The organism is Pseudomonas sp. LP_7_YM (assembly GCF_004364435.1).
In the GTDB taxonomy this organism is placed as follows: Bacteria; Pseudomonadota; Gammaproteobacteria; order Pseudomonadales; family Pseudomonadaceae; genus Aquipseudomonas.
In genome coordinates this window covers 1,037,308-1,053,397 of sequence record NZ_SOCT01000001.1, presented here as the reverse complement: position 1 = coordinate 1,053,397, position 16,090 = coordinate 1,037,308, and the positions used below count along the sequence as shown (strand labels likewise).

The window sequence follows — 16,090 nt, the reverse complement described above, 5'->3', positions numbered from 1 at the left end:
GTTCGCCAAAAAAACAGGGCTGCTGACTTGCGGCGCTGACTGCGGCTGGCCCGAAGATTAGCCCGGACGCTTCAGCTCAGGATCGTCGTCGTCGCGTAGAGCCGCGCACGATCAGCTGAGCAGGAAAGTCGTATACCCGCACAGGTTCCGGGTCGCCGCGCAGCCGACTGAGCAGGCATTCGAAGGCAGTGACACCGATGTCGTGGGTGGGTTGGGCAAGGGAAGTGATGCCGCTGCCGACCAAGGGATACCAATCCAGCTCGTCAAGGGCGATCAGCCCAATGTCATCGAACAGGTGGCAGCCCAGCTCGTGCAGCAGGCGTGTGGTGCTCAGGGTCGCGATACCGTTGCCAGTAAACAGCGCCTTGGGGCCGTGCCCATGCTGATCGAGGAACGTGCGCAGCGCACTGTGGAGCGTTTCACCGGTTTCGCAGACTTGACCGCGCATGTCGGGACGGTTAGCAAGGTTGGCGGAGAAGGCGTCGACGCGCTCGACTCTCGAACTGGTGCCGTCCTGTGGTTCCGTGACCATCAGGATGTCGCGGTAGCCCGCCTGCTGCAGGTGATCCAGCGCTTGAGCCACCGTAGCGACGTTGTCCAACCCGACCAGATCGCTTTCCAGCTCATCGACCTTGCGATCCACCAGTACCATCGGCAGCTCGCTGTGCAGTTCGCGCAACTCGCCAAGGTGATGACCGAGGGTGTTCACGATCAGGCCCTCGATGTTGTAGGAACGCAGCGCCTGCAGATGCAAACGCTCCTGCTCGTGGTCCCGATCGGTGTTACACACCACCAGGCTGTAGCCGTGTTTGCGACAAGCGGTTTCGACGCCGTGCATCACGGCAATGGAGTAGGGATTGCGGATGTCGGCCACCAGCATGCCGATCAGCCGGGTACGACCGCGCTTCAGGCCACGGGCCATCTGGTTGGGACGATAACCCAAGGTGTCGATGGCCTGCTCGATGCGGCGGGCGATGGACTCGGAGAGCAGTTGACGGTCTTCACCGATGAACCGGGAGACGCTGGCTTTTGATACGCCGGCCAGATCGGCGACGTCGTTCATGGTGACGCGGGTCCGCGTCGGGGTGGAGATACTGTTCACGGCCTGAACCTTATTGGAATTATCAGCAGGCTTGACGCTATAGCGCAGGTTGCTGCTCTGAAACCGGTTTCAGGGAAACATCAAAGCGTGGGCGTCGTCAACGTGGGATTGGATGAAAGGTGACCTCAGGGCTGACGCCATCAGTGGATGGTCGACGCCGTCTGCTATTGATTCCGGGCCGTTGTCGTAGGCACCCCCCCGGCAGAGTTCCTACGGCCACTGGCCAGAAGCAACTGGTGGCATTTGTGGCAGGCTTCGGATCAGCCTTGACCTTTGAACGTATCGCGCCATGCCAGAAATCGCTTCTCCAGCATCGCCAGTACGCCATCGCTGAGTTTGCCCGACAACGCGAGGACGATGATGGCCGCCAGCACGATGTCCGGGCGCGATGTCTCCCGCCCATCGCTGAGCAGGTAACCAAGGCCCTTGGTGGCGGCGATCAGCTCGGCCGCCACCAGAAACATCCAGGCCAGGCTCAATCCCGAGCGCAATCCGGTGAACAGGCCGGGCAGGGCGGCGGGCAGAAACAGATGCACAATCATCTGCCACTGGCTGAAGCGGTACATCTTGCCGACTTCGACTAGCTTGCGATCAATCCCACGAATGGCCGCGACGCCATTGAGGTAGACGGGAAAAAACGCACCGATGGCGATCAGGACAATTTTCGACGTCTCGCCGATCCCTAGCCATAGCAACAGCAATGGCACCCAGGCCAAGCTTGGAATCGAACGCAGGCCAGCGAAAGTCGGTTCCAGGTAGGCTTCGGCCTCGCGGCTTAGGCCCACCCAGGCGGCGAACAGCAACGCCAGACCCGCACCGATCGCAAACCCGCTCAGCACCCTCACAAGGCTGGCCCCGATGTGCTTCCACAGCGCACCATTGGCCAGATCGGTCAGCGTTGAAAAGATCTCGCTGGGCGCAGGCATCTGGTAGGACTGCACCCAGCCAATGCGTACCGCAATTTCCAGCACCAGCAGGATCGCCACAGGCACGATCAAGCCCTTAAGGCGTACGCGCCAGCGGCGCGGTGTCGCGGATTGCGCAGGTGCTGTGATCTCTTCGCAACTCAGTACCTGAACTCTGTAATCGCTCATGGCTTGCCGATGACTGCATTACCGAAAGCGGGATCGATCAACTGGTCAATGACCTGATCGACATTCGTGCCTTTGCGCACCAGTTCCTCGGAAACCAGAATCGGCGCCGCGGCTTTGGACGCCGTCACGTCCTTGTCCGTCAGTTGCGGGGTGCTGAGGTCGGTACGGGTCAGCTGCAATTTGGCGACGTCCAGCGGCAGGCCGGATTCGGTGGCCAGCAATCGGGCGAACTCGTCGGGGTTTTTCAGCGACCACTCACGGGCTTTTTCATAGGCGCCGATCACCGTCTTGATCGCATCCGGGTGTTCCTTGGCATAGCGCTCGGTCACGCTGACCACGCCGTAGCTGTTGAAGTCCTTGTTGCGATACAGCAAGCGCGAACCGGCCTGGATTTCGCTGGCGGCCATGTGCGGGTCGAGACCGGCCCAGGCGTCGACATCGCCTTTCTCCAGAGCGATTCGGCCGTCCGGGTGTTGCAGGTGCAGCAGCTCGACGTCGTCCTTGGTCAGTTTGGCCTGCTGCAGCGCGCGCAGGGTAAACAGGTAAGGGTCGGTGCCCTTGGTGGCGGCAATCTTCTTGCCTTTGAGATCGGCCACGCTGTTCAGCGGTGAATCCTTGCGCACCACCAGCGCGGTCCATTCTGCGCGGCTGTAAACGTAGACCGATTTGATCGGGCTGCCGTTGGCGCGGGCCAGTACCGCAGACAGGCTCGCCGAAGACGCGAAATCGACGCCTGCGCTGTTCAGGTATTCCAGCGAACGGTTACTGCCCTGACTGAAGACCCAGCTGACTTTTGTGTCTGGCAGCGCTGCTTCCAACCAGCCGAAATGTTTGAGCACCAGGCTGACGGGGGAGTAATAGGCGTAGTCCAGATGGACTTCAGCAGGTGGCGCTTCAGCAGCTTGGGTGAGGGGGTGCAACGTCAGGGCTAGCACCCCGGCAAGGCGTTTCAATGAGGCAGGCAGGCGAGGGAAGGCGGTCATGATCAAGTCCAGTCAAGGGAGTGAAAGCTGCACGGAACTGCTTATTTCGAAACCAGCAGTCAGCGCGAGTCAGCCTGCGTAAATGGAATAATGCAGGCTCTGTGCCATGAGCGGTTTCCGCTTTCGATTGGGTGTTTTCAGGAGAACGACGCTGTTGCAGAAGTTGCTTGAAAAACGTTCTGTTGAATCGCTGTTGCTGGATAAACAGGGCGCGTTGGCTGTGCGGATTACTGGCTGATAACGCCTGCGAAGTGCCGCCCTGCCTAGTTATCGAGACCTGCGAGGCGGGATCAAAACAGTTGTCAGCTGCGCCAGCCGTCTGCATCCTGCGTCTTTCATTTGTGTTACAGGAATGGTCTGCGCATGTCCGCCACTGCCCGAGATGCCGATTCAGCTTCCCGCCGTTCAGCAACCGTGCTGAGTTTTTGCCTGCCAAGCGATGTCCTGCTGTACCTGTTGCTGCCGATGAATGCCGATGCATTTGGTATCAGTCTGGCCGAAGCCGGCATACTGCTCGCCGCCAACCGCCTGGTGCGCATCTTCGGCTACAGCTATGTGGTGCGGTTTTACGCGAGTCGTGGCGACCGGGCAGCAGTGATGCTGGCGGCGACTGTCTCGATGATCTGCGCGCTGGGCAATTCCTTCATCTCGGGGTTTTGGTGGTTGCTGATCCTGCGGCTGGGCTGGGGGCTGAGTTATGCCGCGCTGAACCTGTCGACTCAAGCGCTGGCGACGTCGGATCCTGCGGGCGCAGCGCGCAGATCGGGCACCTCCCGGGCAATCATCGCGGTCGGCCCCATGCTGGCTTTGCCGATAGGGGCGTTGATCAGCCTGTACTTCGGACCACGGGTGATCTTCCTGATCCTGGCATTCTTCTCTCTGGCCGGATTGCTGATCGCCAAAGGGTTGCCCGCTATTCCCCATGCCATGCCGAGTGCTAATGGACGCCGCTTCAAGGCTCCGGACAGTGTCGCACTGTGGTCCTTCATAGAAGGCGTTGCGCTGGACGGGCTGTTCATTTTTGGTCTGTCGTTGCAGGCGCAGTCAGTGCTCGGCGGCAACGCGGTGTTCATCGCCGGCGTGTTGCTGGCCCTGCGTTACGTCTCGGAAATGCTCCTCAGCCCGTTGGGTGGTCGGGCTGCCGCCAGCTATGGCGCGGTGCGCATGCTTGTGCTGTTTTCGGCGCTGACCACGCTGGCCCTCACCGCATTTGGTTTTCACTGGCTGATTGTCGGCGCAGGCGCAGTGCTGATTTTGCGTGCACTGCAATTGCCGCTGGTCACAACCCTTGTCGCCGAGCGCAATCCGGGGGTGGGCAGGGTTCAGGCGCTGGCGGGGAATGCCGTCTGGCGTGATGTCGGCGCCGGCGTAGGCCCCTTGCTGGCCGGGGTGTTGCTGCCCCTTGCATCGCCGTCCTGGATCTACAGCCTGGCGGGTATCGCAGTGGTCGTCAGCGCCCTGGCGTGCAGCCGGTACAAGGCACCCGAGGTCACTGCCTAGTGGCTTTGGTACATTTGCTTACATACCGTCGGGCGATTAATTCGGCAAATCAGCGGTTTGCATGCAACCTCTGAAGTTATTTCATATCTGATGGGCATTCCTCATACGGACATAAAGCTTCGATAGGCTGCATCTGCTAGCGAAATGCCAGTTCACAAGGACGTTGCAAAGGGCACTACGCCCCTCACGCATCATCAGAACCCAGGCCATCATGACCTTTTTCAAACCCCCGGCTTCTTCTTCCGCCCTGCAGCGTATTGCCTATTTCCTCTTGCCGATTCTGCTGATCTGTTCAGCGGTGTTCTGGTTCAGTGCGGGCAGGTCGGTTCATGCCGATCCCAAGAACGGCACGCAGACCCTGGTTTTTCTGCGACACGCCGAGAAGCCCGACCTGGGCCTTGGCCAATTGAATTGCCAGGGCTTGAATCGCGCCATCGACCTGTCCACCGTATTGCCGCAGACCTTTGGCAAGGCCGACTTCATCTTTGCTGCCAATCCGAGCCGCCATGTGGAGGAAGGGGATGGCGATCAGTCGTACAGCTATCTGCGGCCTCTGATGACCGTCGGCCCCAGCGCAATCAAACTCGGCCTGCCGATCAACATCGATTTCGCCGCCAATGACACCAGTGATCTGGCCGACGAGCTGACGCGCGACAAATACCACGACGCCACGATCTACACCGCCTGGTCCCACGGCTATCTGCCGGAACTGATCAACAAGGTTGCTCAGGAAGCGTCGGGCGAGGACCTCACACTGGTCAAGGACTGGATGGGAGACGACTTCGACTCAGTGCTGGTCCTGACCCTGAAATGGAATGACGGCAAAGCCACGTTGCAGTACGAAAATCACAAACAGAACCTGAACGACGGGGCAGTAGGGTGTCCGACATAAGGCATCAAGCCTCTACGGACTCAGTTTCGTAAAAAGGTCCGGAAAATCCTCAAAACTCCCCCAGGTCCTGCGGCGCGCCCGGAAGGCGCGCACAGAATGACTTTTGTATTGCGCCGGTGACTGCGTTAGCGTTCAGCCACTCTGATCGCTGCCGAATCTTACATATGCCAGAAACCCTTTACCCCCAGGCCACCCGCCTCTTACCGTTCAACCCTCCCTTCGACTGGCAGCGCATGCTCGACTTCTTCGCTGCGCGCATGACAGCGGGCGTGGAGGCGGTGATTGATGGCGCGTACCTGCGCAATATCGAGTTCAAAGGCAGTCTTGGAACGCTGTCGGTGGCGATGGCGCCACAGGGTGATCATTTGGTGGCGACTGTGCATGGCGAGGTCAGCCGCCATATCGATGACCTGGTCGAGCCGATTTCGCATATGTTCGATCTGCACGCCATGCCGAATGAGATCGACGCTTGCCTGTCCACCGATCCGTGGCTGGCTTCGTTAGTGCGGCGACGGCCCGGACTGCGTGTGCCGGGGGCGTTTTCCGGGTTCGAGCTGATGGTACGCACCATCGTCGGCCAGCAGGTGAGTGTGAAGGGCGCCACCACCATCGTCGGTCGGCTGGTGCAAAGGGCAGGGGTTCAGGTTCCCGACAGTCCGTTCGATCAATTGGGTTGGCGCTTTCCCACCCCCGATGCGCTGGCGCGGGTCGATCTGGACAAGATCGGCATGCCCGGCAAGCGGGTGCAAACCCTGCAACGCGTGGCGGCAGCGGTGGCCAGTGGCGAAATTCCAATAAAGGTCAGTCAAGGCGATGTGGCTGAGTTGCGTCGTCAGTTATTGGCCATGCCCGGCATCGGTCCCTGGACTGTCGAGTACATCGCCATGCGTGCCTGGCGCGACCCGGATGCCTGGCCGGCTTCGGATCTGGTGCTGATGAATCTGATGACGTTGCAGGACCCGAGTCTGACCCGCCTGACGTTACACAAGGCGCGTGCCGAAGCGTGGAAACCGTGGCGCGCCTATGCCGCCCTGCACATCTGGAGTTCGGCGGCGGATGTGGCAGGCAAGGCCAAGGGCGGATAGACGCGAATTCGAACGCAAGAACCGGGTGGATCTAAATCTCGGGACCGTTAGTATGGGCTCATCGCGAAGACAAGGAGCCTTGCCATGACCTTCACTTACCGCTTCATCGACTCTCCGGTGGGCCAGCTGAAACTGATCGCCAAAGGGTCGGCACTGGCGGCCATCCTCTGGGAAAACGATCGGCCCAACCGAGTGTTGCTTGGCGCCATGAGTGAAGACCGGGGCAGCGCAATCCTCAACCGCGCCGAACAGCAATTGGCCGAATACTTCGCCGGAGCCCGCAGCTATTTTGATCTGGCGCTGGAATTTCACGGCACCGAGTTTCAGAAACAGGTCTGGCAGGCGTTGCTGACGATCCCCTTTGGGGAGACCCGTAGTTATCTGCAGATTGCCATTCAGATCGGTAACCCCGCAGCCGTGCGCGCAGTGGGAGCGGCCAATGGCCGGAACCCGATTTCCATCGTCGCTCCTTGTCATCGGGTGATTGGCAGTTCCGGGGCGCTGACCGGTTTTGCCGGTGGGCTGACAACCAAGCAAATGCTGTTGACGCTGGAAGGCGGCGTGCCGACGCTTGTGAAAAGACGCACGCAAAATCCTCTGCCGATCCAGACCTCGCTGTTCTAGACTCAGCCACGCATTGCAAGCCGTGGCTGTTCAGGTCTTCGCGAAAAGGGGCTGAACCTCTGCATGTGTCGGCCAGGCATATGAGCCTGCTGTCACGGATCATGTGCGTGCACGCCACTCAATGGAGATGAAAATGCCTGCTTCTGCCAAGACCTTTCGTGACCTGCACCATCAATCCTCCGTTCTGCGCCTGCCCAATGCCTGGGATGCCGGGAGCGCGCGCCTGTTCGAAAGTCTCGGCGCGACAGCCATTGCCACCACCAGCGCCGGGGTGGCGTGGTCCCAGGGCTATGCCGATGGGCGGGTGTTTGCGATTGAAATGTCTGTCGGCGTCGCCGCCCACATCGCCCGGCTGATCAAAGTACCGCTGACCGTGGACCTCGAAAATGGTTATTCGGACGATCCGCAGACGGTCGCGGAAAACGTCAAGCGAGTACTGGACGTCGGCGCGGTGGGCGTCAATCTGGAAGACGGTTCCGACGATCCGCAACGGCTGGCGCGCAAGATCGAGGCGATCAAGAACATGGCGGCCAACAGCGGGCTGGAGGTGTTCATCAACGCGCGCACTGACGTATACCTGGCGAGTCTGGTGACCGAAGAGCTGCGGGTGGAGGAAACCTTGAAGCGTGGTCAACTGTATCAGCAGGCCGGTGCCGATGGTCTTTTCGTCGCTGCGCTGGTCGAGGTTGAAGAAATCAAGACCATCGTTCAGGGCATCGACCTGCCGATCAACGTGCTGGCCCGGGCCGGGCTGCCGGCGGCGGATGAACTGGCGAAACTGGGCGTGCGCCGCCTGAGTGCCGGGGCCAGCGTCGCGCAGAGCGTATTGAGCCTTGCCGAACAGCTGGGTCGTGATTTCCTTGAAAATGGGCGCTCGGAGACAGTGACCCAGAGTTCCCTGGGTTACCCGCAGATTCAAGCGTTGTTCGGTTAACTCAATTGATTGCTGCAGGCGTGGGATCGCTCAGGCCTGCAGGCTTTCTCGCGCAAGTCTGTGCTCACCGCAGTGCCCCGGAACCCCGCTGATGCGCGCGCTGCACACCTGCGCACATTGCCCGGTCTTTGGCCGGGCTTTGCACTCTGAATCAATCAGCGAAACGCTGGCACCACGTGCTTGATGAACAACGCCAGGGATTTTTTCTTCTCGGCATGGGGCAAGCTGTTGTCGCACCAGAAGCTGAATTCGTCGACGCCCAGTTCCTGGTAATACTTGATGCGCGGAATAATCTCTTCCGGCGTGCCGATCATGGCGGTCTTGTGCAGGCTTTCCAGGGCGAACTCGGGACGCTCGGCGAATTTCTCTTCCGGGCTCGGCGCGAGAAAGCCGTTGACCGGCGTGGTCTTGTTGCCGAACCAGGCGTCGAACGTGCGGTAGAACTTCGAGATCGCTCTGGCGCCGACTTTCCAGCCTTCAGGGTCATTGTCCGCATGCACGTGGGTGTGCCGCAGGACCATCAGTTGCGGGCGCGGCACGTCAGGATTATTCGCCAGCGCAGCTTCGAACTTGTTCTTCAGATCGACGACTTCTTCGTCGCCTTTCATCAGCGGTGTGACCATCACGTTGCAGCCGTTCTTGACCGCAAAGTTGTGCGAATCCGGGTCGCGGGCGGCGATCCACATCGGTGGAGTCTTTACCGGTTTGGGCACGCTGGTGGAGGTAGGGAATTTCCAGATTTCACCGTCGTGAGCGTAGTCACCCTGCCACAGCGCCTTGACCACCGGGACCATCTCACGCAGGGCCTGACCACCGGCTGAAGCGGGCATGCCGCCGGCCATGCGATCGAACTCGACCTGGTAGGCGCCACGGGCCAGCCCGACTTCCATGCGGCCATTGCTGATCACGTCCAGCAGTGCGCATTCGCCAGCCACCCGCAGCGGGTGCCAGAACGGCGCGATGATGGTGCCAGCGCCCAGGTGAATGGTGGTGGTCTTTGCCGCCAGGTAAGCGAGCAGCGGCATCGGGCTCGGGGAAATGGTGTATTCCATGGCGTGGTGTTCGCCGATCCAGACCGTGCTGAAGCCGCCTTGTTCGGCCATCAGGGTCAATTCGGTCAGGTCTTCGAACAGCTGGCGGTGGCTCACTGAGTCGTCCCAGCGTTCCATGTGTACGAACAACGAAAATTTCATGACGCTTACCTCGGATTTATTCTGGCCATGCGCTGTGAAACGGTCCGGCGTTTTTCGGTATACCGTAATGCCTGGTGTCGGTGTGCTTCAAGCCAGAGCGGGCAGGGCGCCCATTTTGCCCCGGCAGTACACCATCGGGCTGGCGGGCTGCTCGGACAGGATAAGGTTCTTCACCGCCCCGACCATGATCGCGTGATCGCCGCCTTCGTATTCTCGCCACAACTCGCATTCGATGATCGCCGTGGCGTTCGCCAGCAGCGGGTTGCCTCGTTCACTTAGCGTCCACTCAAGACCGGCGGCCTTGTCCTTGCCTTTGCGGGCGAAGGCATAGGCTTCGCTTTGCTGGGTGCCGGACAGCAGATGAATGGCAAAGCGCTTGTTCTTGATCAGGGTCGGGTACGAGTCGGAGCTGTAATTGGGGCAAAACAGCACCAGCGGTGGGTCCATCGACAGCGAGCTGAAAGCACTGGCGGTCAGGCCGACCACTTCGCCGTCGTCGTTAAGCGTGGTGATCACTGTCACGCCGGAAGGGAAGGAGCCCATGACGTTCTTATAAATGTTTGCGTCAATCATATTGCGACCTCTGCGGACGGTGGCCTTGTCGAGAAGAGTGATCTGTTTTGTGTGTCTGATGGTATACCGTAATACCTGCCTTGCAAGCATTTTTTGTCCTTGCCGCAAGGCCGGAGGGTGTTTTTAAAAGAGTCTCAACGCACTGCAGAACGGCGTTCCAGACAGTGCTGAACCGGTTTTTCAGATCGCTTCTGCCTCTTTCAATCGCTGCAAATACCCGTCCTACCCGTTGTAAAATGTTGGCATACCATAATATGGTGGTCGCGCTCGTGACAGCATGGAAGTGTTTACGACGTCGAAAGCGGCATCGGGATCTTCGGTTCACCGGCTTCGCTTCATGGTTTTAGCTACGCACAAAGACAAGAAATAGGCGAAACGATGACTACTTCCGATTCAAACGGCGGCAACGCTGCACCCTTGATTGAGAATCACACCGTCGACTACGTGCCCCTGGCTGAACGCCATGGCAAGGCGCGCGACCTGTTCACGTTGTGGTTCAGTACCAATATCGCGCCACTGCCCATCGTCACCGGGGCGATGGTGGTTCAGGTGTTCCACTTGAATCTGCTTTGGGGGCTGATCGCAATCGCGATCGGTCACATGATCGGTGGCGTGGTGATCGCACTGGCCTCGGCACAGGGCCCGCGCATGGGCATCCCGCAGATGGTGCAGAGCCGGGGCCAGTTCGGTCGCTACGGCGCATTACTGATCGTGTTCTTTGCCGCCCTGATTTACGTGGGTTTTTTCATCTCCAACATCGTCCTGGCCGGGCAGTCGATTCACGGGATGCTGCCTGGGGTGCCGCTGCCGGTCGGCGTGGTCATTGGCGCACTGAGCGCAACCGCCATCGGGGTGATCGGCTATCGCTTCATCCATACCCTCAACCGCGTCGGCACCTGGGTCATGGGTGCAGCATTGCTGGCCGGGTTCATCATGATGTTCAGCCAGAACCTACCGCAGGACTTTTTCAGTCGCGGCAGCTTCAACCTTTCCGGCTGGCTGGCGACGATTTGTCTGGGGATCATCTGGCAGATCAGCTTTTCGCCGTACGTGTCGGACTATTCGCGCTACCTGCCTTGCGACATCGGCATCGCCAAGCCTTTCTGGGCGACGTATTTCGGCGCGACACTGGGCACGATCCTGTCGTTCAGCTTCGGTGCGGTGGCGGTGCTCGCGACACCTGAAGGCACCCAGGCGATGGACGCGGTGAAACAGGCTACGGGTTTTCTCGGGCCGATTCTGATGCTGCTGTTTCTGCTCAACATCATCAGCCACAACGCGCTGAACCTGTACGGCGCGGTGCTCTCGATCGTGACCTCGATCCAGACCTTCGCCGGCAACTGGACACCGAGCATCAAGGTGCGTGTGGCGCTGGCCAGTGTGATTCTGACGGGTTGCTGCATCACGGCGGTCGGCGCCTCCGGCGACTTCATCTCGCAGTTCATCAACCTGATCCTGACCTTGCTGATCGTGCTGGTACCGTGGGCTTCGATCAACCTGATCGACTTCTACCTGATCAAGCGCGGCAACTATGACATCGCCTCGATCTTCAGCGCTGACGGCGGGATCTACGGACGCTTCAACCCCCACGCGATCATCGCGTACTTCGTTGGCATCATCGTGCAGCTGCCGTTTGCCAACACTGCGCTGTATGTCGGGCCATACGCCAACTACCTGGAGGGCGTCGACCTGTCATGGCTGGCAGGACTGCTGGTGACTTGCCCGCTGTACTACTGCCTGGCGACTCGCGGGCGCGTGGAGCAGGACAAAGCGAAGCCATTGGGGTTTGCTGACTGAGGCAAGGTTTGAAGCGGTGTCACTTGAAACATCTGCGGTGGGAGTGGGCATGCTCACTCCCACTGCTTTATGGCTCTTCTTCAAGTTCATCCTTCACCCCTGGTGCTCAAGCGTCAGCGGCATTCAGGGCATGTGCGGATGAAGAAGCACAACGCCGCTTTCTCAAGTCGAGACAAGCGGCGTCTGTTTGTTTGTGAGGGGCTATTGTCTACATACAGTTGCGTACAGGATCAGCGTGCACCGGTGACCTTGTTCAGGTCGCTTTCGGCCCATTGCGTATACACGCACGCATCGGCAGTGGCCCAGCGTACGCGCACCTGGGCGCCGGTCTTCAGAGGCCTGTCAGCGGCGGCGCCTTGACGGTCATGCTCACTGTGCTTTGCGTGAGCACTGCGCAGGTCTGGCTCTGAGCGAGGAAAAGTACTTCTCCAACTGTTGTGCTGTCCCATGCAGGCGCACCTGACTGAAAATTCATCGGCATACGGAATGTCATATTAGGGTATTTCAAGATTTCCGCATGTACTTTGCCGTCCCTGGCGCCTGGTATTTTGGTTGTGTGTGCAGGTAAGACCCCCAGTGTTTATGGGGCTGAACGCTGATGACCGGCGAAACGGTGTGCGAATGGCGGGTTATGTCAGCCAGGAAACGGAATGCTTTCAATCACTTCCAGATCATACCCAGTGAGTCCCGCATACTTGAGCGGGGGCCCGAGATGGCGCAGCTTGCCCACGCCAATGTCTTGCAGGATTTGCGCTCCGGTGCCGACTTCCGAATAAATGCGTGACTGCGAGCGGGTGTATTGCCGGGGCACCTGGGTCAGCTGCGGGATGCGTTCGAGCAGCGCTTGGGAGGACTCGTGATTGGCCAGCACCACAACGACGCCGCGACCTTCTTCGGCGACCTTTTGCAGGGCGGCCCACAATGTCCAGTTGGTCGGGCCGTTGTATTGGGCGCCGACCAGATCACGCAGCGGGTCGACCACATGCACCCGCACCAGCGTCGGGTCGTCACGCCGCACCTCGCCCATGACCATTGCCATGTGCACGCCGCCTTCGATGCGATCTTCGTAACTGATCAGGCGGAAAGTGCCATGCACCGTCGGCAGCTCGCGTTCGCCAATGCGCACGATGGTGTGTTCGGTGCTCAAACGGTAATGGATGAGGTCAGCGATGGTGCCGATGCGGATGCCGTGTCGGGCTGCGAAGCGCTCCAGCTCGGGACGACGAGCCATCGTGCCGTCGTCGTTCATCACTTCGACGATGACCGATGCCGGGGTAAAACCGGCCAGGCGTGCCAGGTCGCAACCGGCTTCGGTGTGCCCGGCGCGGTTCAGTACGCCGCCTTCGCGAGCGCGCAGCGGGAAGATATGACCGGGTTGTACCAGGTCTTCAGGCCTGGCGTCAGCGGCAACCGCCGCTTGCACGGTGCGGGCACGATCAGCGGCGGAAATACCGGTGGTAACCCCGGTTGCCGCTTCGATGGACACGGTAAAGGCGGTCGAGAACACGCTGGCATTGCTGGGCACCATCTGCTCCAGGCCCAGGCGCTGACAGTGATCGTCAGTCAGCGTCAGGCAAATCAATCCGCGCGCTTCATTGGCCATGAAGCTGATGGCCTGAGGGGTGCAGCACTCGGCCGCAAGCAGGAGGTCGCCTTCATTTTCCCGGTCTTCGTCATCGACCAGCAGGACCATCTTGCCTTGGCGGTAGTCTTGGATGATGTCTTCGATGCGGTCGAACGCCATACGCTGAGTCTCTGTTTTATTGTCAAAAATACTGGTATACCATAAGACAGAATATTTCACAGATTTGACTGAGTTGAAACCCTATTCATTGATAAAGAGCGAGCGTGCGATGAAGGCTTACTGGATTGCCCACGTAGACGTCACCCACCCGGTGCAATACGCCGAATACACTCAGCGCGGTCCGGCGGCGTTTGCCCGCTACGGCGGCAAATTCCTGGCCCGCGGCGGTCGTGCCGAGGCGCTGGAAGGGCGCAAGACGCCGCAGCGTACCGTGATCATCGAGTTTGAATCCTACGAACAGGCGCTGGCCTGTTACCACTCTGCCGAGTATCAGGAAGCGATGAGCCACAGGCACGGCGTGGCTCAGGCGGAGATCGTGATTGTCGAGGGTTTCGAGGGGTAGGGCTTATCCAGAAAGGGCTCACACCCTGAGCAACCGTATTCATTCGCGATGCGCGTTCACAGGCCCCAGAGCTCTACCGGCTGAGATGGCCAATCACGAATGGATTCGCTCCCCCAGACCTGACCGTGGCGCTTTTAACGATCAACGAATGAAATGGATTTTCCCGGTATCGTCATTGCCGACATAGATCCCGTACACCCCGGCCTGACGCTCGGTGATGTAACGCTCAAGGATTTGGCGGATGGCGGGGTAGTAGATGCTGTCCCACGGGATGTCTTCAGGGGAGAAGAACCGGCAGGCGAGGGTCTCGGGGCCGAACTCGCCGGTCACTTCCAGAGCGATGGCGCGGAACAGGATATACACCTCGCTGATCTGCGGCACGCTGAAAATCGAGTAGGGCGAGAGGATTTCGGCGCGCACACCGCTTTCTTCCCAGACCTCGCGCAACGCTGCCTGCTCGGTGGTCTCACCGGTCTCCATGAATCCGGCCGGCAATGTCCAGGTGCCGGGGCGCGGGGGAATCGCGCGCTGGCACAGCAGGTACTTGCCTTCACGCTCGATGATGCAGCCGGCGATGATCTTCGGATTGACATAGTGGACGTGCTGGCAAGCTCCGCACATCAGCCGCTGATGGGTGTCTCCCTCGGGAGTGCGCTGAGCCAGGTCAGTGCTGCCACATTGCGGACAAAAGCGCGGATCAGGCATCTCAGCGTCCTATGCGCGGTTCCTTCAGAACCACGGGTTCGACGATGTCGCGCACCTTGGTGCCATCGTCCTGTTTTGATTTGAGGTAATCCAGCGCGACCTTGGCTGCGCTGCGCACGTGATCGACCGACGCCTGATGCGCGGCCAGCGGGTCTGCGCTCTTGATCGCCGCGACGATTTTTTCCATTTCCCGATTGCTCGCGCCGCGACGGTTTTCCTGAGAAACGGAAGTGGCGCGCAGGTAGCTGATGCGGGCCTGCAATTGCCGCAACTGGGTGGCGGCGAAGTGGTTACCCGAGCCCTCCAGCAGCACGTCGTAGAAGCCCTGTACCGAATCGAGCACCTGTTGCAGCTCGCCGTGTTCCAGCGCCTTGCTGTTTTCGTTGAGGGCTTTTTCCAGGGCGCGGATGTCTTTGGCCTTGGCGCGCAGGGTGAACAACTGCACGATCAGGCCTTCGAGCACGCAACGCAGCTCATAGATGTCGCAGGCGTCTTCCAGGGTGATGATCGCGACGCGAGGGCCTTTGGCGTCGGCGAACTCCACCAGACCTTCGGATTCCAGATGGCGCAGCGCTTCGCGCACCGAGGTACGGCTCACGCCGAGGCGCTCGCACAGATCGCGTTCGACCAGACGGTCGCCGGGCAGCAGTTGAAAATTCATGATCGCGCTGCGCAGTTTATCCAGCACGATTTCCCGCAGGGTGACGGGGTTGCGATTGACCTTGAAGCTGTCGTCGAGTGGCAGGCGTTTCATGGAGTCCGCTCTGAAGATGGCTGTCCGTGCAAAAAAGCGGCTCGATGCTCAAGCGCGCTGTCATTTCAGGCAGCCATGTAGTTGACTGGGGTGGCCCTGAGGCCAAAACGTGGCGCAGTTTATCACGCTGTGTGCCGCCAACCAGCAAGCCCATCACCGGGATGGGCTTGATTTCAACTCTTTATCAGCGGATTTCACGCCAGAACCGGTAAGGGTCCCAGCTTGCCCCGGTAATAGACCATCGGCGTGACCGGCACCTGGGGCAGGATCAGGTGTTTCACCGCGCCGACGATGATCGCGTGATCGCCCCCGTCGTACTCGCGCCACAGTTCGCACTCGATGATCGCCGTGGCCTGCGGCTGCGACGAAGGGCCCAGCAGCGGGTTGCCCAATTCACTCAGATGCCACTCGATGCCTTTGGTCTTGTCCTTGCCTTTACCGGCAAAGGCGTAGGCCTCTGCGGTCTGCGCCGAGGACAGCAGGTGAATCGCGAACTGCTTGCTGTCGCGCAGCACCGGGTAGGTGTCCGAAGCGTAGTTGGGACAGAACAGCACCAGCGCCGGATCAATGGACAGCGCGCTGAACGCACTGGCCGTGATGCCGACCATGCCACCGTCTGGATCCAGAGTGGTGACCACCGTGACCCCAGAGGGAAACGAGGCCATCACTTCTTTGTAAATTCCGGGTTCGATCATGTCGAAGGCCTC

Annotated in this window: 17 protein-coding genes and 1 pseudogene; 8 read left to right on the top strand and 10 right to left on the bottom strand. The window is 59.9% G+C overall.

Going from position 1 to position 16,090, the window contains the following annotated elements; translation table 11 throughout:
* Positions 1–76: 76 nt before the first annotated feature.
* The 3 genes from EC915_RS04710 to EC915_RS04700 form a co-directional block, all read right to left on the bottom strand.
* Positions 77–1,102, bottom strand: a complete 1,026-nt coding sequence (locus tag EC915_RS04710; RefSeq protein ID WP_177413351.1) for a LacI family DNA-binding transcriptional regulator — start codon at positions 1,100–1,102, stop codon at positions 77–79.
* A 260-nt stretch (positions 1,103–1,362) separates the two neighbouring features.
* The gene (locus EC915_RS04705; RefSeq protein WP_133749334.1) at positions 1,363–2,196 is read right to left on the bottom strand and encodes an ABC transporter permease; all 834 of its coding nucleotides are present in this window, start codon (positions 2,194–2,196) and stop codon (positions 1,363–1,365) included.
* On the bottom strand, positions 2,193–3,179 hold the full coding sequence (locus EC915_RS04700) for an aliphatic sulfonate ABC transporter substrate-binding protein (RefSeq protein WP_133749333.1): 987 nt from the start codon (positions 3,177–3,179) through the stop codon (positions 2,193–2,195). Before EC915_RS04700 ends, EC915_RS04705 begins: the two co-directional genes overlap by 4 nt.
* Positions 3,180–3,285: 106 nt before the next feature.
* Between EC915_RS04700 and EC915_RS25135 the strand changes: the two genes are divergently transcribed.
* The 6 genes from EC915_RS25135 (at position 3,286) to EC915_RS04675 (ending at position 8,214) form a co-directional block, all read left to right on the top strand.
* On the top strand, positions 3,286–3,417 hold the full coding sequence (locus EC915_RS25135) for a hypothetical protein (protein ID WP_256658649.1): 132 nt from the start codon (positions 3,286–3,288) through the stop codon (positions 3,415–3,417).
* Positions 3,418–3,542: 125 nt separating this feature from the next.
* Positions 3,543–4,679 carry an MFS transporter gene (locus EC915_RS04695; RefSeq protein ID WP_133749332.1) on the top strand — a complete coding sequence of 379 codons (1,137 nt, stop codon included), beginning with the start codon at positions 3,543–3,545 and terminating at the stop codon, positions 4,677–4,679.
* Positions 4,680–4,890: 211 nt separating this feature from the next.
* Entirely contained in the window at positions 4,891–5,571 is a 681-nt protein-coding gene (locus EC915_RS04690; protein WP_133749331.1) for a hypothetical protein, read from the top strand.
* A gap of 164 nt (positions 5,572–5,735) precedes the next feature.
* Positions 5,736–6,656 (top strand): DNA-3-methyladenine glycosylase, encoded by a 921-nt coding sequence (locus EC915_RS04685; RefSeq protein ID WP_133749330.1) that lies wholly within the window; start codon positions 5,736–5,738, stop codon positions 6,654–6,656.
* Between the two features lie 84 nt (positions 6,657–6,740).
* The gene (locus EC915_RS04680) at positions 6,741–7,280 is read left to right on the top strand and encodes a methylated-DNA--[protein]-cysteine S-methyltransferase (protein ID WP_133749329.1); all 540 of its coding nucleotides are present in this window, start codon (positions 6,741–6,743) and stop codon (positions 7,278–7,280) included.
* A gap of 133 nt (positions 7,281–7,413) precedes the next feature.
* Positions 7,414–8,214, top strand: a complete 801-nt coding sequence (locus EC915_RS04675; protein WP_133749328.1) for an isocitrate lyase/phosphoenolpyruvate mutase family protein — start codon at positions 7,414–7,416, stop codon at positions 8,212–8,214.
* A 155-nt stretch (positions 8,215–8,369) separates the two neighbouring features.
* On the opposite strand, the gene EC915_RS04670 is transcribed toward EC915_RS04675, so the two are convergent.
* The gene (locus EC915_RS04670) at positions 8,370–9,407 is read right to left on the bottom strand and encodes an LLM class flavin-dependent oxidoreductase (RefSeq protein ID WP_133749327.1); all 1,038 of its coding nucleotides are present in this window, start codon (positions 9,405–9,407) and stop codon (positions 8,370–8,372) included.
* An 87-nt stretch (positions 9,408–9,494) separates the two neighbouring features.
* The gene (locus EC915_RS04665) at positions 9,495–9,980 is read right to left on the bottom strand and encodes a flavin reductase family protein (protein ID WP_133749326.1); all 486 of its coding nucleotides are present in this window, start codon (positions 9,978–9,980) and stop codon (positions 9,495–9,497) included.
* 378 nt (positions 9,981–10,358) lie between these two features.
* Here EC915_RS04665 and EC915_RS04660 point away from each other — a divergent pair, with 378 nt between their 5' ends.
* The gene (locus EC915_RS04660) at positions 10,359–11,777 is read left to right on the top strand and encodes a cytosine permease (RefSeq protein WP_133749325.1); all 1,419 of its coding nucleotides are present in this window, start codon (positions 10,359–10,361) and stop codon (positions 11,775–11,777) included.
* Positions 11,778–12,007: 230 nt separating this feature from the next.
* On the opposite strand, the pseudogene EC915_RS25130 reads toward EC915_RS04660, so the two are convergent.
* A pseudogene (locus tag EC915_RS25130) lies at positions 12,008–12,219 on the bottom strand (polyamine ABC transporter ATP-binding protein); the annotation flags it as partial.
* A gap of 192 nt (positions 12,220–12,411) precedes the next feature.
* Positions 12,412–13,521 carry a bifunctional 3,4-dihydroxy-2-butanone-4-phosphate synthase/GTP cyclohydrolase II gene (ribBA, locus tag EC915_RS04650; RefSeq protein WP_133749324.1) on the bottom strand — a complete coding sequence of 370 codons (1,110 nt, stop codon included), beginning with the start codon at positions 13,519–13,521 and terminating at the stop codon, positions 12,412–12,414.
* A gap of 109 nt (positions 13,522–13,630) precedes the next feature.
* On the opposite strand from ribBA, the gene EC915_RS04645 reads away from it, so the two are divergent.
* Positions 13,631–13,924 (top strand): DUF1330 domain-containing protein, encoded by a 294-nt coding sequence (locus EC915_RS04645; protein WP_133749323.1) that lies wholly within the window; start codon positions 13,631–13,633, stop codon positions 13,922–13,924.
* Between the two features lie 141 nt (positions 13,925–14,065).
* Here EC915_RS04645 and EC915_RS04640 read toward each other — a convergent pair whose 3' ends face one another.
* The 3 genes from EC915_RS04640 to EC915_RS04630 all read right to left on the bottom strand — a co-directional run bounded on the left by EC915_RS04640 (position 14,066) and on the right by EC915_RS04630 (position 16,078).
* The gene (locus EC915_RS04640; protein ID WP_133749322.1) at positions 14,066–14,629 is read right to left on the bottom strand and encodes an NUDIX hydrolase; all 564 of its coding nucleotides are present in this window, start codon (positions 14,627–14,629) and stop codon (positions 14,066–14,068) included.
* Position 14,630: 1 nt separating this feature from the next.
* Complete coding sequence (locus tag EC915_RS04635) at positions 14,631–15,383, bottom strand: GntR family transcriptional regulator (protein WP_133749321.1); 753 nt, start codon at positions 15,381–15,383, stop codon at positions 14,631–14,633.
* Positions 15,384–15,577: 194 nt separating this feature from the next.
* Positions 15,578–16,078 carry a flavin reductase family protein gene (locus tag EC915_RS04630; protein ID WP_133749320.1) on the bottom strand — a complete coding sequence of 167 codons (501 nt, stop codon included), beginning with the start codon at positions 16,076–16,078 and terminating at the stop codon, positions 15,578–15,580.
* Between the last annotated feature and the right edge of the window lie 12 nt (positions 16,079–16,090).

Excerpts from the sequence above, each read along its gene's own strand:
- EC915_RS04705 (WP_133749334.1), bottom strand. The coding sequence starts at position 2,196 with ATGAGCGATTACAGAGTTCAGGTACTGAGTTGCGAAGAGATCACAGCA.
- EC915_RS04700 (WP_133749333.1), bottom strand. The coding sequence starts at position 3,179 with ATGACCGCCTTCCCTCGCCTGCCTGCCTCATTGAAACGCCTTGCCGGG.
- EC915_RS25135 (WP_256658649.1), top strand. The coding sequence starts at position 3,286 with ATGAGCGGTTTCCGCTTTCGATTGGGTGTTTTCAGGAGAACGACGCTG.
- EC915_RS04695 (WP_133749332.1), top strand. The coding sequence starts at position 3,543 with ATGTCCGCCACTGCCCGAGATGCCGATTCAGCTTCCCGCCGTTCAGCA.
- EC915_RS04690 (WP_133749331.1), top strand. The coding sequence starts at position 4,891 with ATGACCTTTTTCAAACCCCCGGCTTCTTCTTCCGCCCTGCAGCGTATT.
- EC915_RS04685 (WP_133749330.1), top strand. The coding sequence starts at position 5,736 with ATGCCAGAAACCCTTTACCCCCAGGCCACCCGCCTCTTACCGTTCAAC.
- EC915_RS04680 (WP_133749329.1), top strand. The coding sequence starts at position 6,741 with ATGACCTTCACTTACCGCTTCATCGACTCTCCGGTGGGCCAGCTGAAA.
- EC915_RS04675 (WP_133749328.1), top strand. The coding sequence starts at position 7,414 with ATGCCTGCTTCTGCCAAGACCTTTCGTGACCTGCACCATCAATCCTCC.
- EC915_RS04670 (WP_133749327.1), bottom strand. The coding sequence starts at position 9,407 with ATGAAATTTTCGTTGTTCGTACACATGGAACGCTGGGACGACTCAGTG.
- EC915_RS04665 (WP_133749326.1), bottom strand. The coding sequence starts at position 9,980 with ATGATTGACGCAAACATTTATAAGAACGTCATGGGCTCCTTCCCTTCC.
- EC915_RS04660 (WP_133749325.1), top strand. The coding sequence starts at position 10,359 with ATGACTACTTCCGATTCAAACGGCGGCAACGCTGCACCCTTGATTGAG.
- ribBA (WP_133749324.1), bottom strand. The coding sequence starts at position 13,521 with ATGGCGTTCGACCGCATCGAAGACATCATCCAAGACTACCGCCAAGGC.
- EC915_RS04645 (WP_133749323.1), top strand. The coding sequence starts at position 13,631 with ATGAAGGCTTACTGGATTGCCCACGTAGACGTCACCCACCCGGTGCAA.
- EC915_RS04640 (WP_133749322.1), bottom strand. The coding sequence starts at position 14,629 with ATGCCTGATCCGCGCTTTTGTCCGCAATGTGGCAGCACTGACCTGGCT.
- EC915_RS04635 (WP_133749321.1), bottom strand. The coding sequence starts at position 15,383 with ATGAAACGCCTGCCACTCGACGACAGCTTCAAGGTCAATCGCAACCCC.
- EC915_RS04630 (WP_133749320.1), bottom strand. The coding sequence starts at position 16,078 with ATGATCGAACCCGGAATTTACAAAGAAGTGATGGCCTCGTTTCCCTCT.